The sequence below is a fragment of the Variovorax sp. AC103 genome, assembly GCF_979254005.1.
Genome location: NZ_CEEDFC010000006.1, coordinates 321,227 through 334,545, shown reverse-complemented (window position 1 = coordinate 334,545; position 13,319 = coordinate 321,227). Strand labels below are relative to the sequence as shown.

The window sequence follows — 13,319 nt, the reverse complement described above, 5'->3', positions numbered from 1 at the left end:
GCGGGGGTGGGCGGCGAACCGGTGCCGGTGCCGGTGCGGCAACCGGTGGCTGGGCTGCCGGGACAGCAGGCGCGGGCGGCGTTGGCGCGGCGGCGGGCGCGGCGGGCGCCGCCTCCTCCTTGGCCACGACCACCGTGGCCTGCATCCGGGACAGGCGGGCTTGCGCGATCTCCGCGGCCCGGCCTTCGAGCGTGGCCACCGGGAGCGATGGCGCCTCGGCGAGCGGCGTGCGTGCCATCGACGTGGCGAGGTCACCGGAAGCGAGTTCGGGAATGACGGAGCCTTCAGGCTCGGCCTGCGCGCCCAGCGCCAGCCGGCGCTCGAGCGAAGCGACCCGCTGCTCCAGCTCCGACACGCGCTGCTGCAGCTTCAGCATGCCGCCCGCCGGGGCCGGCGTGGCGGCGACCGGCGCCGCCGTCGCGCCCGTGCGCTCAGCCTCGGTGCGATGCGGTTCCGCCTTGTTCTTCCTGCCGAACATCTGCGGCAGCACGAACGCGCCGACCACCGCGAGCACCAGCGCCACAGGCACCGACTGGAACAGCGCACCGATGAACAGGCCGGCAATGATGCCTATGAACCACATCCCTGACTCCCCTTGTTTGGCGAGTGCGGAGTGTACGGTGGTTCAGGGCAAAAAGTGCCGGTTACGCACGTCCTGTCTGCGTTGTTCGCTATAGCTTTAGTAGCAACCTCAGATCGGGGTGAGCTTGGCCACCGACAGCGCCAGCCACTTCACGCCATGCCGCGCGAACTTGACCTGCGCGCGCGCATCGTCGCCGGAGCCTTCCAGCGCGGTGACCGTGCCTTCGCCGAACTTGTTGTGGAACACCTGCATGCCCGAGCGCAGGCCGTGCGAGGGCGCGGTTTTCTGCGGCGGCACGGGCGGGCTGGCGAAGGTGTCCTTGTCGCGGCTGCTGCTCCCGCCGCCGTAGGCGTTGCCGCCGCCATAGGCCCCGGCCCCGCCGCGCGTGCTGCCGTAGCCGCCGCCGTAGCCGAAGGCCGAGGGCGCAAAGCCCTGGTTCTTGGGCGTGAGCCACTTCAGCGCGCCCTCGGGCAGTTCGTCGAAGAAGCGGCTCTTGACGTTGTAGCGCGTCTGGCCGTGCAGCATGCGCGTCTGCGAATGGCTCAGGTACAGGCGCTTGCGGGCGCGTGTGATCGCCACGTACATCAGGCGGCGCTCTTCCTCGAGGCTCTCGAAGTCGCTCATCGAGTTCTCGTGGGGAAACAGGCCCTCTTCCATGCCGGTGATGAACACGCAGTCGAACTCCAGGCCCTTGGCGGCGTGCACCGTCATGAGCTGCACCGCGTCCTGCCCGGCCTGCGCCTGGTTGTCGCCCGATTCGAGCGCGGCGTGGGTGAGGAAGGCGGCCAGCGGGCTCATCGTTTCGCCGGTCTCGGCGTCGGGGGCGAGCAGCTCGTCGACCACCGGGCGGGTCAGGTCGATGCCCTGGCTCACCGGCGACTGGCGCAGCTCGTCGCCCGGCAAGGCCACGGCGTCGCGCCCGAAGCCTTCCTGCGTCACGAAGCTTTCGGCCGCGTTCACCAGTTCGCCCAGATTCTCCAGGCGGTCGGCGCCTTCGCGGTCGGCCTTGTAGTGCTCGACCAGGCCGCTGTGGTCGAGCACCAGCTCGATGATCTCGCGCAGGCTCAAGCCCTGGGTCTGCTCGCGCAGCACGTCGATCTTGGCGACGAAGCCCGTGAGGTTCGAGCCCGCCTTGCCGCCGACCGCGCTGACCGCGTCGTGCAGCGAACGCCCGGCCGCGCGCGACGCGTCCTGCAGCGATTCGAGCGTGCGCGCACCGATGCCGCGCGGCGGGAAGTTGACGACGCGCAGGAAGCTGGTGTCGTCGTCCTTGTTCTCCATCAGGCGCAGGTAGGCCAGCGCATGCTTGATTTCGGCGCGCTCGAAGAAGCGCAGGCCGCCGTACACGCGGTACGGCACCGAGGCATTGAAGAGCGCCGTTTCGATCACCCGGCTCTGCGCGTTGCTGCGGTAGAGCACGGCCATTTCCTTGCGGTCGAAGCCGTCGCGCACGAGCTGGCGCATTTCCTCGACCATCCACTGCGCCTCGGCCAGGTCGGTGGGCGACTCGTACACGCGCACGGGCTCGCCGGGGCCCTGGTCGGTGCGCAGGTTCTTGCCCAGGCGCTTCTTGTTGTGGCTGATGAGTTCGTTGGCCGAGTCGAGGATGTTGCTGTAGCTGCGGTAGTTCTGCTCCAGCTTGATCTGGTGGCGCACGTCGAACTCGCGCACGAAGTCGGTCATGTTGCCCACGCGCGCGCCGCGAAAGGCGTAGATGCTCTGGTCGTCGTCGCCCACGGCGATCACGCTGTTCTGGCCCGGCGTGAACTGCCCGGCCACCGTGTTGCCCGCGAGCATCTTGATCCAGGCGTACTGCAGCCGATTGGTGTCCTGGAACTCGTCGATCAGGATGTGGCGAAAGCGCCGCTGGTAGTGCTCTCGCACCGGGTCGTTGTCGCGCAGCAGTTCGTAGCTGCGCAGCATGAGCTCGCCGAAGTCGACCACGCCTTCGCGCTGGCACTGCTCCTCGTACAAGCGATAGAGCTCGACCTTCTTGCGGTCGTCGTCGCTGCGCGCTTCGATCGCGTCGGGGCGCAGGCCGTCTTCCTTGGCGCCGGCGATGAACCATTGCGTCTGCTTGGCCGGAAAGCGCTCGTCGTCCACGTTGAACTGCTTCATCAGGCGCTTGATGGCCGAGAGCTGGTCCTGCGTGTCGAGGATCTGGAACGTGGACGGCAGGTTGGCCAGCTTCCAGTGCGCGCGCAGCAGGCGGTTGCACAGGCCGTGGAAGGTGCCGATCCACATGCCGCGCACATTGACGGGCAGGATCGCCGTCAGCCGCGTCATCATTTCCTTGGCCGCCTTGTTGGTGAAGGTCACGGCGAGGATGCCGCCGGCGGAGACCTGGCCGGTCTGCAGCAGCCACGCGATGCGAGTGGTGAGCACGCGCGTCTTGCCGGAGCCCGCGCCCGCCAGGATGAGCGCGTTGCCTTCGGGCAGCGTGACCGCGGCGAGTTGCTCCGCATTCAGGTTCTGGAGCAGCGGCATGTCCGAATGATTCGGGGAGTGGGCGTCAGCCGCGGGATCGTTAAACAACATGGTCCGATTGTAGAAACCACGGCGTATGCGGGTTATACGAAGAATCGGAAGACCCGCCTTCGGCAGACCGCGTAAACTCAATCACCGGGCCCAAGATTCTTGCGCCCGGTTTTTTGTGGGCGTCTTCCTGGCAAGGCGCACCGCGAAAACCGGCCGGACCAAGCGCTCTTTCGTTCCTTTCAACGATTCCTTTCAGGAGCCTGGTCATGCAGATTTTCGATTACGACAACATCCTTCTGCTCCCGCGCAAGTGCCGCGTGGAGAGCCGTTCCGAGTGCGACACCAGCGTGACGCTGGGCGAGCGCAGCTTCCGCCTGCCCGTGGTGCCGGCCAACATGAAGACGGTGGTCGACGAGTCGATCTGCCTGTGGCTGGCGCAGAACGGCTACTTCTATGTAATGCACCGCTTCGACCTCGACAACATGCAGTTCGTGAAAGACATGCAGGGCAAGGGTGTGTTCGCCTCCATCTCGCTGGGCGTGAAGAAGCCCGACTACGACACCGTCGACACGCTGGTGGCCGAGGGCCTGGTGCCCGAGTACGTCACCATCGACATCGCGCACGGCCATGCCGACAGCGTGAAGAACATGATCGGCTACCTGAAAGAAAAGCTGCCCAGGACCTTCGTCATTGCCGGCAACGTCGGCACGCCCGAAGCGGTGATCGACCTGGAGAACTGGGGCGCGGACGCGACCAAGGTCGGCATCGGCCCGGGCAAGGTCTGCATCACCAAGCTCAAGACCGGCTTCGGCACGGGCGGCTGGCAGCTGTCGGCGCTCAAGTGGTGCGCGCGCGTGGCGACCAAGCCGATCATTGCGGACGGCGGCATCCGCGACCACGGCGACATTGCCAAGAGCGTGCGCTTCGGCGCGTCGATGGTCATGATCGGCTCGCTGTTTGCCGGACATGAAGAATCGCCGGGCAAGACGGTCGAGGTCGACGGCGCGCTGTTCAAGGAGTACTACGGCTCGGCCAGCGACTTCAACAAGGGCGAGTACAAGCACGTCGAGGGCAAGCGCATCCTCGAACCCGTCAAGGGCAAGCTGGCCGACACGCTGGTCGAGATGGAGCAGGACGTGCAGAGCTCCATCAGCTATGCGGGCGGGCGCGCGCTGATGGACATCCGCAAGGTCAACTACGTCACGCTGGGTGGCGACAACGCGGGCGAACACCTGCTGATGTAAGCCCTGGGCCGCCCCGCGCCCGGGGTCAGGCTTCCAGCAGTTGCACCGCGTGTCGGTGCAGCGTGTGGGCCGGATCGGCCAGCGCGTCGACCACGCCGAAGTGGTCGAGCCCCGCAAGCACCTCGCACACCGGCACGGTGTTGCGGCCCCACGCGTCGCGGATCATCGCGTTGTGGCGAATGAACTCTTCGCTTTCCTTGCCGCCGACGGCGGCATAGAGCTGGCCGCGCTTCGGTGCCGGCCACAGCGCCGGGCTCGCGCGCAGGGCATCGGCGTCGGTGAGGTTCAGCGTGTGCTCCAGGAACGGCGTGCGCTGCAGCGGACGCAGGTCGTACAGGCCCGAGATCGACAGCGCATTGCGCACCAACTGCGCGGGCAGGTCGGGCGCGACGGCTTGCCAGTCGCACGCCAGCAGCGCCGCCGCCATGTGCCCGCCGGCGGAGTGGCCCGCGACCGTGATGCGCGAAGGGTCGCCGCCGTACGCCGCAATGTGGCGCCAGGTCCATTCGAGCGCGCGCACCATCTGCAGCAGGATGCTTGGCACCGTCACGGGCTGCCCGGGCGCACCCGGGCACAGCGCGTAGTTGGGTTGGACCACGCAGATGCCGCGGTCGTTGAACGCGGGCGCGATGAACGAGTGATCCTTCTTGTCCATGGCGCGCCAGTAGCCGCCGTGGATGAATACCAGCACCGGCGCGTCGGGCACCGGCGCGGGGAACACGTCGAGCGTCTCGTTGACGCCGTTGCCGTACGGCAGATCGATGCGCGCCGGGAGGCTGTCGCGCGCGGCGGCCGAATCGCGGGCCCAGCGCGCGAAGTACGCGGGGTGGTCCTTCACCCGTGCGAGGTTGTTGTACATGCCTTCCAGCCAGGCGGGGTCGAACGAGGCCATGCAGCGTTGTGCTCCGTGTTTCTAGAGGCGCGCATCTTGGCACGACGGTGCGTGCCAAGACTGCGGTTCTGCGTTAAATTCGCGTGGTGTCGGGGGGGTAGCTCAGCTGGGAGAGCGCCGCGTTCGCAATGCGGAGGTCGTGAGTTCGATCCTCATCCTCTCCACCAACCGATATGTAAAAGGCCCTGGCATCCGCCAGGGCCTTTTCCTTTTCAGGCTCAAGCGTCCAGCGCCAGGTGCTGCCCATGCAGCGCGGCCGCTGCGGGCGATGCCAGAAAACCGATGGTCTGCGCCGCGACCGAGGTCGAGACCCACTCCGCGGGGTTCGCATCGGGCATTGCCTGCCGGTTGGCCGGCGTGTCGAGCACGCTCGGCGCCACGCTGTTCACGTTGACGCCGTGCGGCGCCGCCTCGGCCGCCATGGCTTCCACCAGGCGCTGCAGTGCGCTCTTCGACGCGATGTACGCGGCCATGGCCGGCAGGCCGCGCGCCGCCACCTTCGCCGTCACCGCAATGACGCTGCCCGCGCGGCGCTCGATCATCGAGGGCAGCACCGCCTGCGTCACGGCCACGAACGACCATGCGTTGAGATTCATCATGCGGTCCCAGCTTGCGCGGGTGAGCGCATGCGTCGCTTCGCCCATCTCGAAGCCGCCCGCGATGTGAACGAGCGCATCGATGCGGCCGAAAGACGTGAGCACCTGCTGCGCGAGCCCGGCCATCTCTGGCGCCGAGGTCACGTCGCCCGCCAGCAGCAGGTGCTGCGAGTTGTCGAGGCCCGGAAAAACTTCGGCGAGCCGGCCTGCATGGTGATCGACCAACGCAAGGCGCGCGCCCTGCTCCAGGAAGTGCTGGGCCACGGCGCGGCCCAATGCGCCCGCGGCGCCGGTGATCAAGACATGGGGGGTGGTGCTTGCGTCGCTCATCGAAATTCTCCTGGTTGAACCTGCTCGAGGGCGGTGCCCCGCCGGTGATGACGAATCCTAACGGCGAGAGTGCAAATTTTTTGGACGCGCTCAAAAACTGGGATATACTCGTGGTCTTGCCAGATAGCAGCAAACGCTTTCTAAGCAAGGGCTCTTAGCTCAGTTGGTAGAGCAGCGGACTCTTAATCCGTAGGTCGAGTGTTCGAGTCACTCAGGGCCCACCAACCAACATCGCGGAAACGCTGAAAAGCCCGCTACCTCACCGGTAGCGGGCTTTTTTCATTGCGCCGCGCCCGGACGTGCGAGCCAGTCGTCGACACAGCGCGCAAGCAGATCACGGCGCTCGCTCACCTCCGCCATCAGGTACTGCCGCGCGTGCGTCTGCGCCAGATCGTTCGACAGGAACCACTGCTCCCGCTCGCGGCTGCCTTGCGCGGGCGGCGTGCCCCAGGCCGCGTTGCGGGCCCCGAGAAAAGCCTCGGTCACCGGCAAGCGTCCATCCGTCTTGCCGAGGGCCGACAGCACATCGCGCGGCCCGTCCAGCGCGACGCGAACTTTCACGATCTCGTCGTTCGCTTCGATGGCCGCGCCGAGGCCGCCCGACCGATGCACTTGCCAAAGCTGCGCGGCGGACGCATTGCGAACCCAGCTTTCGAGGGCACGCGTCAAGCTCTCGAGAATCGTTTGTTTGTTCATGCGTGAATCTTTCACAGTTTTCTGCCTGGCCGAAAAGCCAGAACCGGCGTTGACGTTCGAAGGCCACGGAATGAACGGGCCCGGCGTTATGAATCCAGGCGTGAGCTATATTTCCTCCCATGGAAAACGCGTCCGACATAGGCAAACCCACTGTACCCATCGACCTGATCGGGCCGGATCACTGGCCGCGCTCGAAGCGCGGCGGCGGCAAGGCAACCAAGTTGCTGCTCGCCGTGGTGGGCGGGATTGCAGCAGCAGGCGTGATCGCCTACCGCTTCTTCGGCGTGGGACGCTGACAACTTCCGCCTCTCTCTACCGCCAACGCAAGGAGCCCGCTGTCCAAAAGACAGCGGGCTCTTTTCATGTGCGCGAAGCGTCGTCACGACCACGCCCTCACTGCAGCCGCGAGCCCTTGGGAAGGCGCCTCGCAAGCCACTCGTGCACATCCGCGCGGATGTTCCGGCCTTCGAGCAGAAAGTTCTCGAAGCGGCTCGGCACATACGGCAGGTAGACCAGCGGCATGCCCGCCTCCTCCGGCGTGCGCGCAGCCTTGCGGTTGTTGCAGACCGCGCATGCGCTCACGAGGTTGGTCCAGGTCCAGGGGCCGCCGCGCGACTCCGGCCACACGTGTTCGCACTGCAGGTCGCGTTCGTGGAACACATCCGCGCAGTACGCGCAGGTGTGGCGGTCGCGTCGCAGCCGCTTGCTCTTGGTGACACTCGGAACCACGTCGAACAGGTTGATCTTCGAGGCACCGCGCAACGCGATGATGGGCGCCACCTCGATGCGCGACTGCGCACCGCGTGCCACATTGAAGCCGCCGCGCAGCGTGGCCAGCGGCAGGCCGCCGTCTTCCCACGCGACGGAGTCGGTGGCGTAGTGCAACACCGCCTGCTCCAGCGAGATCCAGGCCTGCGGCGTGCCCTGAATGTCGAGTTGCAGGACGTGAGATTGCATGGGTCGCCTCCTTCAAGGGCGATGGTTGTGAAGTTGAAAAATGAATGAAAGACAACGAGGGACGAGGCGCGCTACCACTCGCCCGATGCACGCACGCGTTGATCGAGGTCGAGCCCGTCGCGCTGCAATTCACCGCCCTGCGCCTCGCGCTGCGCACCCGTCACGATGCCGAAGCGCCGGACCAGGGCGAGCACCACGCGCCTGCGCGGCTGTGCCGGGCGCACGGTGATCATCCGGATCGGGGTGTTTCGCTTGCGCATGATGGTTCTCCTTGGGTGCGTGACAGCAAACAGTAAAAAGTGGCCCCACGTGCACGACTCGAACGTGCAACCCCTTGCTTCGTAGGCAAGTGCTCTGATCCATTGAGCTAACGCGGGTCTGAAAAACACTGCGGTGCTTTCCATTTCGGTTGTGTCCTCACGCGACGGACAGCGCGCTGGGCGCTGCCCCGTACGACGTCGCTGCACAGGAGTGATCAATTCCTGCACATCCCGCCAGACCGTCTACGCGGTGGGCCCTGGCGGTGTGGTGAAGGCACACCCGAAATGGCCAACAAAAAGGCCCGGAACCTTTCGGTGTCCGGGCCTCTGCATGAGAGAGCTTGGAAGGTATGCGCCTATGCGCAACCTCCACCCGGTAGCACCTGATCCTCGTTTTTTTCGACGCGCAGGCTGGCTGCGGCTGTCGCGGAATAAACGTGGCTCTGGTGCTGATTCGGTCGGACCAACGGCATGCCGTCGAAACCACCGCACGCCCAGACGCGCACGAGCGATCGGCCCGAGGCGGGTCGAATGCTGGTGAGGTGCAATGCGGTGTTCACGATGGGTCCTGGGTCAAAAAATCGCCGCTGGCGGCTGTCAAGGGTGGGAAAGATGGTACGGCTTGTGCCGCGAGTGAAGGCAACTGTAAATAGTGTTTACGGGGGCGTCAACAACCCGGACAATCTTTTCTTGTCTTGTTGTTGTTTTTGAACAGTGCCCAATATCACCGTCGCGCGCCGTTGCAATGCCCTCGCGTTGCATCGCCGCTTTCTCGAAGAGGCCGTGGCCGCCGGCCTGCCGGCCAAGGGCCTGGACCAGGCGTTCGCCAGGAAGATCGAAATCTCTCCCAGCATGTGGAGCCAGATCAAGAGTGCCCGCCCCATCGGCGACAACCTCGCACGGCAGATCGAAAGGCACTGCAACGTGGAGATCGGCTGGCTCGACAAGGAAGACCGTCCCTCCGAGGTGCCCGACGCGGCAGAAGAGCGCTTCATTGCGTCTGCGCGCGAGGCCTGGCGCACGGCCAATGCCAAGGGCAAGAAGGAGTTGAGCGGCTGGCTGAAGAAGCGCGCGCTGGACGCTGCCGGCAACCCGCCGGCGCCCTGACCGGCCGCTCAGCCCGGCGCAGGCGCGTTGCGCAGGATGGCCGTGCGCATGTCGTCCGGAATGGCGACCGAGCGGTGCGTCTCGAGCGACGTGGTCACGATCACCTGCGTCATCTGCATGCGCACCTCGCCGGTCTGCGCGCCGAAGCAGCGCACCGCCAGCGTCATCGAGCGCGAGCCCAGCCGCTGCACGCAAAGGCCGAGCACCACCTGGTCGCCCATGCGGCTCACGGCGCGGAAATCGACGTCGAGCTTCACGGTCGGCAGGCCGATGCGGCGCTGCGCCACCAGCCCGTGGTAGCTGAGCCCCAGGCCTTCATTGACCCAGTCCTCGACCAGCCCGTTGAGCATCACGAAGTACTGCGGATAGAAGACGATGCCCGCCGGGTCGCAATCGGAAAAGCGGATCAGCCGCGGACGGCGGAACTCGCCGCTCGCGACCGTCAGGTCGACATGGCTGGCTTCGCCCATGGTCAGCCTTCTTCGCCTGCGGGCTCGCCGCGCATCACATGCACGCGCAGCAACCCGAGCTGCGTGTGCATCTGCTTGACCGTCTTCATGTCGAGCCCCGAGAACATCTCGAGGATCCATTGCTCGTGCTCGCTGGCCATGGTCTCGAAGGTGCGACGGCCCGCGGGCGTGAGGCTCACGATCCACGCGCGACGGTCGTCGGGGCTGGGCGCGCGCGCCACCATGCCTTCGCGCTCCAGCTCGTCCGTCAGGCCCGTGACGTTGCCGCCGGTCACCATCAGGTAGCGCGACAGCACGCGCATCTTCAGGCCGTCCTTGTATCGGTAGAGCTGCGCCATGTAGTCGAAGCGCGCAAGCGAAATTCCGAAGCGCTCGCGCAGGCGGCGGCGGATTTCGGCCTCGATCTGCGTGGTGCTGGCCAGCATGCGCAGCCAGAGCTTGAGCATCGCGTGGTCTTCGTGACCGGCGCGCCCCTCGTGCCCCAGCTCTTCGGCATCGCTCAGCACCGCATGCGAGGCGTCGTTGCGTGTCATGTCACCTCCCCCCCTGAAACCGAGATCGACTGCCCGGTGACCGATGCGGCGCCCGCGCCGCACAGCCAGCGCACGGTATCGGCCACTTCCGAAGGCTGCACGATGCGCTTCTGCGGGTTGACGCTCGAGAATTCCGCCAGCGCATCGGCTTCGCTGCGGCCGGTCTTGCCGACCACGTTGGCCACGCTGTTGCGCAGGATGTCGGTGTCGGTGTAGCCCGGGCACACGGCGTTCACCGTGATGCCCTTGCGTGCCACCTCCAGCGCCAGCGAACGCGTGAGCCCGACCACGCCGTGCTTGGCCGCGGTATAGGCAGCCACGTAGGCGTAACCCTTCTGCCCCGCCGTGCTGGCGATGTTGACGATGCGGCCCCAGCCGGTGTCGAGCATGTCGGGCAGCGCGGCCTGCGCGCACAGGAAGCTGCCCGTGAGGTTGACCGACAGCATGCGTTGCCAGAGCTCGAACGAGGTCTTGAGGAACGGCGCGCTCTCGGCCGCGCCCGCGTTGTTCACCAGAACGGCAATGGGGCCGCGCGCGGCGCGGGCTTCGGCGAAAGCCGCCTGCACCGCCTCCGGGTTCGCCACGTCGGCCGTGGCCACGCCGTGCCCGCTGCCCGCGAGCGTGTCGGCCACGCGCTGCAGTGCCTCGCGGTCGCGGCCCAGCAGTGTCAGAACAGCGCCCTCGGCGGCCAGGGTGCGGGCGATTTCGGCGCCGATGCCGCGCGCAGCGCCCGTGACGAGTGCGTGGCGGCCAGTCAGTGAATTTGAGTGCATGCCTGAATGTTTTAGTTCTGAATCATTTTAGCGGCATGCGTCGGCCCGTGCTGTGAGCGCATGAAACGCTTCCTCAGCTGCGCTGGCCCCGCGCGGGGCGGCCGTCCCAGGTCTGGGGACCCACGCCGCGCTCGCGCAGCTTGAACTTCTGCACCTTGCCGTTTTCTGTGCGCGGCAGGTCGGCCAGCAGGTCGATGTAGCGCGGCACGGCGAAGTACGGCAGGCGGCCTTCGCAGAAGCGTGCGACTTCGACGAGGTCGATCGTCGCGCCCTCGCGCGCCACCAGCGCGGCCATCACCTCGTCCTCGGCCAGTTCGGAGCGCACCGGGTACACCGCGCACGAAGCCACCCCCGGATGGCTCAGCAGCACCTGCTCCACCTCGAACGACGAAATGTTCTCGCCGCGCCGGCGGATCGCGTCCTTGATGCGGTCGACGAAACGAAACGCGCCGTCGGCATCGCGCACCACGCGGTCGCCGGTATGGAACCAGAGGTTGCGCCAGGCCTCGACCGTCTTCCCGGGCATGTTGAAGTAGCCGCTCGCGAAGGCGTAGGGCTCGTCGGCGCGCAGCAGCAGTTCGCCGGCCTCGCCGGGCGGCAGCGCCGCATCGTCTTCATCGGCCACGCGCGCCTGGAAGCCCGTGCGCAGCCAGCCCATGACACCGCCGCGCGGCGAATCGGGCGCGGTGGCGATGGCGAAATTGGTCTCGGTCGAGCCGTAGCCTTCAAGCAGCGCCACGCCCGTGCGCGCCTTGAATGCGGCGCTGGCGGCAGCAGGCACGCCTGGCCCGAGCCCGATGCGCACACGGTGGTCCCGTTCGCCCTCCCCTTCGGGTTGCGCGAGCAGGATGGGCACCATCGCGCCCAGCAGGTAGACCACGGTCGCGCCGCTGGCGCGCATCGACGGCCAGAAGCCCGATGCAGAGAAGCGCGACTCGAACACCACCTCGGCACCCGTCAGCGCCGCCTGTGCGAAGGTGTTCAGCGCGTTGATGTGGAACAGCGGGAGCGTGGTGCACAGCACGTCGTCGGCGCCCACGCCGAGCACTTCCGCGCTGTTCACGCCCCACCAGAAATACTGCGCGTGCGGACATATCACGCCCTTGGCCGGTCCGGTGGTGCCGGAGGTGTACAGGATGGCCAGCGGATCGCCGGGCTGCACCGGCGCCGGTGCAATGGGCTCGGCGCCTTCGGGGTACGGCACCACACGCACGCCGACAGGCGCCGGCCATGGCGCCGCCTGCGCCTCGCCGACCACCCAGATCTCGCGCAACGCGGTGCGCCCGAGGTCGGCCGTGGCGAGCCGCTCCAGAAAGGCCGCCTCGATCACCAGCAGCCTCGCCTCGCTGTTGGCGAGGAAGTATTCGATCTGCGGCCCCATCGATGCCGAGTTGATGGGCACCACGGACGCGCCCAGCCAGCCCGCGCCCAGGAAGCTCTCGAGAAACTCGATGCGGTTGCCGCACATCACCGCCACGCGGTCGCCGCGCGCCACGCCTGCTAGCGCCAAGGCCCCGGCGCGAACGGCTGCTGCCTGCGCCGCATCGCGGTGCGCCCAGGCGCGCCCCGCGATCCGCAGCAGCGCGCGCGACCCGAACAGCCCGGCCTGGCGCTGCAGCATGGCCGGCAGCGTGCGTTGCGCGGGCGGCACGGCGCGCGGGTCACTCGTCATCGTGCGTGCCTCCGCCCAGGTACGTCGCCTGCACCCGCGGGTCGCTCGCCAGTTCGGCCGAAGCGCCCGAGAGCGCGATCTCGCCCGTCTCGAGCACATAGCCCTGGTCGGAGCTTTCGAGCGCGGCGCGCGCATTCTGCTCGACCAGCAGGATCGACACACCGTCCTCGCGCAGCTTGCGCACGATGGTCAGGATGTCGCGCACGATCAGCGGCGCCAGGCCCAGGCTGGGCTCGTCGAGCATCAGCAGGCGCGGCGCCGACATCAGCGCGCGTCCCACCGCCAGCATCTGCCGCTCGCCGCCCGAGAGCGTGTCGGCGCGCTGCGAGCGGCGCTCGGCCAGCCGCGGAAAGCGGTCGTACACCGACTGCAGCCGCTTCTTCATCGCGTCGCCGCGCAGCCGCTTGGCATAGGCGCCGAGCTGCAGGTTGTCGAGCACGGTGAGCTCGCCGAACAGCTCGCGCTTCTCGGGCACCAGGCACAGGCCGCGCTCCACGCGCGCCTCCACGTCCAGCCCCTGCAGGTCTTCGCCTTCGAAGCGCAGCGTGCCCTTGCAGGGCAGCAGGCCCATGGCCGCGGCCAGCAGCGTGGTCTTGCCCGCGCCGTTCGGGCCGATCACCGAGATGATCTGCCCGTGCTGCAGGTCGAGCGACACACCGCGCACCGCCTCCACCTGTCCATAAGACACATGCAGATCGCCAATCTCCAGCATCGCGGTCATTTCGCTA

The 13,319-nt window shown here is 67.2% G+C and carries 14 protein-coding genes, 3 tRNA genes and 1 pseudogene; 5 read left to right on the top strand and 13 right to left on the bottom strand.

Annotation, left to right across the window (positions count from 1 at the left end):
* Together AC0IYU_RS12050 and AC0IYU_RS12045 are read right to left on the bottom strand one after the other, a co-directional pair.
* A pseudogene (locus AC0IYU_RS12050) lies at window positions 1-583 on the bottom strand (DUF2339 domain-containing protein); the annotation flags it as partial.
* Window positions 584-691: 108 nt separating this feature from the next.
* The gene (locus tag AC0IYU_RS12045) at window positions 692-3,121 is read right to left on the bottom strand and encodes a UvrD-helicase domain-containing protein (protein WP_435493532.1); all 2,430 of its coding nucleotides are present in this window, start codon (window positions 3,119-3,121) and stop codon (window positions 692-694) included.
* 206 nt (window positions 3,122-3,327) lie between these two features.
* On the opposite strand from AC0IYU_RS12045, the gene AC0IYU_RS12040 reads away from it, so the two are divergent.
* Complete coding sequence (locus AC0IYU_RS12040) at window positions 3,328-4,305, top strand: GMP reductase (RefSeq protein WP_472116849.1); 978 nt, start codon at window positions 3,328-3,330, stop codon at window positions 4,303-4,305.
* A gap of 25 nt (window positions 4,306-4,330) precedes the next feature.
* On the opposite strand, the gene AC0IYU_RS12035 is transcribed toward AC0IYU_RS12040, so the two are convergent.
* Window positions 4,331-5,197, bottom strand: coding sequence for an alpha/beta hydrolase (locus tag AC0IYU_RS12035; RefSeq protein WP_472116846.1), 867 nt, complete (start codon window positions 5,195-5,197; stop codon window positions 4,331-4,333).
* A gap of 91 nt (window positions 5,198-5,288) precedes the next feature.
* Here AC0IYU_RS12035 and AC0IYU_RS12030 point away from each other — a divergent pair.
* Window positions 5,289-5,364, top strand: a tRNA-Ala gene (locus tag AC0IYU_RS12030).
* Window positions 5,365-5,415: 51 nt separating this feature from the next.
* On the opposite strand, the gene AC0IYU_RS12025 is transcribed toward AC0IYU_RS12030, so the two are convergent.
* On the bottom strand, window positions 5,416-6,123 hold the full coding sequence (locus AC0IYU_RS12025) for an SDR family NAD(P)-dependent oxidoreductase (protein ID WP_472116843.1): 708 nt from the start codon (window positions 6,121-6,123) through the stop codon (window positions 5,416-5,418).
* A gap of 148 nt (window positions 6,124-6,271) precedes the next feature.
* Between AC0IYU_RS12025 and AC0IYU_RS12020 the strand changes: the two genes are divergently transcribed.
* Window positions 6,272-6,347, top strand: a tRNA-Lys gene (locus AC0IYU_RS12020).
* Between the two features lie 55 nt (window positions 6,348-6,402).
* Here the strand turns inward: AC0IYU_RS12020 and AC0IYU_RS12015 are convergent.
* Window positions 6,403-6,819 (bottom strand): hypothetical protein, encoded by a 417-nt coding sequence (locus tag AC0IYU_RS12015; protein ID WP_472116839.1) that lies wholly within the window; start codon window positions 6,817-6,819, stop codon window positions 6,403-6,405.
* Between the two features lie 119 nt (window positions 6,820-6,938).
* Here AC0IYU_RS12015 and AC0IYU_RS12010 point away from each other — a divergent pair, with 119 nt between their 5' ends.
* Window positions 6,939-7,115, top strand: a complete 177-nt coding sequence (locus AC0IYU_RS12010; protein ID WP_435483164.1) for a hypothetical protein — start codon at window positions 6,939-6,941, stop codon at window positions 7,113-7,115.
* Between the two features lie 97 nt (window positions 7,116-7,212).
* Here AC0IYU_RS12010 and AC0IYU_RS12005 read toward each other — a convergent pair whose 3' ends face one another.
* The 3 genes from AC0IYU_RS12005 to AC0IYU_RS11995 all read right to left on the bottom strand — a co-directional run bounded on the left by AC0IYU_RS12005 (window position 7,213) and on the right by AC0IYU_RS11995 (window position 8,153).
* On the bottom strand, window positions 7,213-7,776 hold the full coding sequence (locus AC0IYU_RS12005; RefSeq protein WP_472116836.1) for an HNH endonuclease: 564 nt from the start codon (window positions 7,774-7,776) through the stop codon (window positions 7,213-7,215).
* Between the two features lie 71 nt (window positions 7,777-7,847).
* Window positions 7,848-8,036, bottom strand: a complete 189-nt coding sequence (locus AC0IYU_RS12000; protein ID WP_472116833.1) for a short-chain dehydrogenase — start codon at window positions 8,034-8,036, stop codon at window positions 7,848-7,850.
* Between the two features lie 40 nt (window positions 8,037-8,076).
* Window positions 8,077-8,153 (bottom strand) — tRNA-Arg (locus AC0IYU_RS11995).
* Between the two features lie 639 nt (window positions 8,154-8,792).
* Between AC0IYU_RS11995 and AC0IYU_RS11990 the strand changes: the two genes are divergently transcribed.
* Window positions 8,793-9,143, top strand: coding sequence for a helix-turn-helix domain-containing protein (locus AC0IYU_RS11990; RefSeq protein ID WP_472116830.1), 351 nt, complete (start codon window positions 8,793-8,795; stop codon window positions 9,141-9,143).
* 8 nt (window positions 9,144-9,151) lie between these two features.
* On the opposite strand, the gene AC0IYU_RS11985 is transcribed toward AC0IYU_RS11990, so the two are convergent.
* The 5 genes from AC0IYU_RS11985 to AC0IYU_RS11965 form a co-directional block, all read right to left on the bottom strand.
* On the bottom strand, window positions 9,152-9,613 hold the full coding sequence (locus AC0IYU_RS11985; RefSeq protein WP_472116827.1) for an acyl-CoA thioesterase: 462 nt from the start codon (window positions 9,611-9,613) through the stop codon (window positions 9,152-9,154).
* Between the two features lie 2 nt (window positions 9,614-9,615).
* Window positions 9,616-10,146, bottom strand: coding sequence for a MarR family winged helix-turn-helix transcriptional regulator (locus tag AC0IYU_RS11980; RefSeq protein WP_435435374.1), 531 nt, complete (start codon window positions 10,144-10,146; stop codon window positions 9,616-9,618).
* Complete coding sequence (locus AC0IYU_RS11975) at window positions 10,143-10,919, bottom strand: SDR family NAD(P)-dependent oxidoreductase (protein WP_472116824.1); 777 nt, start codon at window positions 10,917-10,919, stop codon at window positions 10,143-10,145. The genes AC0IYU_RS11980 and AC0IYU_RS11975 overlap by 4 nt, the downstream gene beginning before the upstream one ends.
* A 73-nt stretch (window positions 10,920-10,992) precedes the next feature.
* Entirely contained in the window at window positions 10,993-12,591 is a 1,599-nt protein-coding gene (locus tag AC0IYU_RS11970) for an ATP-dependent acyl-CoA ligase (RefSeq protein WP_472116821.1), read from the bottom strand.
* Window positions 12,581-13,312, bottom strand: a complete 732-nt coding sequence (locus tag AC0IYU_RS11965) for an ABC transporter ATP-binding protein (protein ID WP_435483157.1) — start codon at window positions 13,310-13,312, stop codon at window positions 12,581-12,583. Before AC0IYU_RS11965 ends, AC0IYU_RS11970 begins: the two co-directional genes overlap by 11 nt.
* Window positions 13,313-13,319 lie beyond the last annotated feature (7 nt).

Excerpts from the sequence above, each read along its gene's own strand:
- AC0IYU_RS12040 (WP_472116849.1), top strand. The coding sequence starts at position 3,328 with ATGCAGATTTTCGATTACGACAACATCCTTCTGCTCCCGCGCAAGTGC.
- AC0IYU_RS12010 (WP_435483164.1), top strand. The coding sequence starts at position 6,939 with ATGGAAAACGCGTCCGACATAGGCAAACCCACTGTACCCATCGACCTG.
- AC0IYU_RS11970 (WP_472116821.1), bottom strand. The coding sequence starts at position 12,591 with ATGACGAGTGACCCGCGCGCCGTGCCGCCCGCGCAACGCACGCTGCCG.
- AC0IYU_RS11980 (WP_435435374.1), bottom strand. The coding sequence starts at position 10,146 with ATGACACGCAACGACGCCTCGCATGCGGTGCTGAGCGATGCCGAAGAG.
- AC0IYU_RS12015 (WP_472116839.1), bottom strand. The coding sequence starts at position 6,819 with ATGAACAAACAAACGATTCTCGAGAGCTTGACGCGTGCCCTCGAAAGC.
- AC0IYU_RS12045 (WP_435493532.1), bottom strand. The coding sequence starts at position 3,121 with ATGTTGTTTAACGATCCCGCGGCTGACGCCCACTCCCCGAATCATTCG.
- AC0IYU_RS11985 (WP_472116827.1), bottom strand. The coding sequence starts at position 9,613 with ATGGGCGAAGCCAGCCATGTCGACCTGACGGTCGCGAGCGGCGAGTTC.
- AC0IYU_RS12005 (WP_472116836.1), bottom strand. The coding sequence starts at position 7,776 with ATGCAATCTCACGTCCTGCAACTCGACATTCAGGGCACGCCGCAGGCC.
- AC0IYU_RS11965 (WP_435483157.1), bottom strand. The coding sequence starts at position 13,312 with ATGACCGCGATGCTGGAGATTGGCGATCTGCATGTGTCTTATGGACAG.
- AC0IYU_RS12025 (WP_472116843.1), bottom strand. The coding sequence starts at position 6,123 with ATGAGCGACGCAAGCACCACCCCCCATGTCTTGATCACCGGCGCCGCG.
- AC0IYU_RS12000 (WP_472116833.1), bottom strand. The coding sequence starts at position 8,036 with ATGCGCAAGCGAAACACCCCGATCCGGATGATCACCGTGCGCCCGGCA.
- AC0IYU_RS11975 (WP_472116824.1), bottom strand. The coding sequence starts at position 10,919 with ATGCACTCAAATTCACTGACTGGCCGCCACGCACTCGTCACGGGCGCT.
- AC0IYU_RS12035 (WP_472116846.1), bottom strand. The coding sequence starts at position 5,197 with ATGGCCTCGTTCGACCCCGCCTGGCTGGAAGGCATGTACAACAACCTC.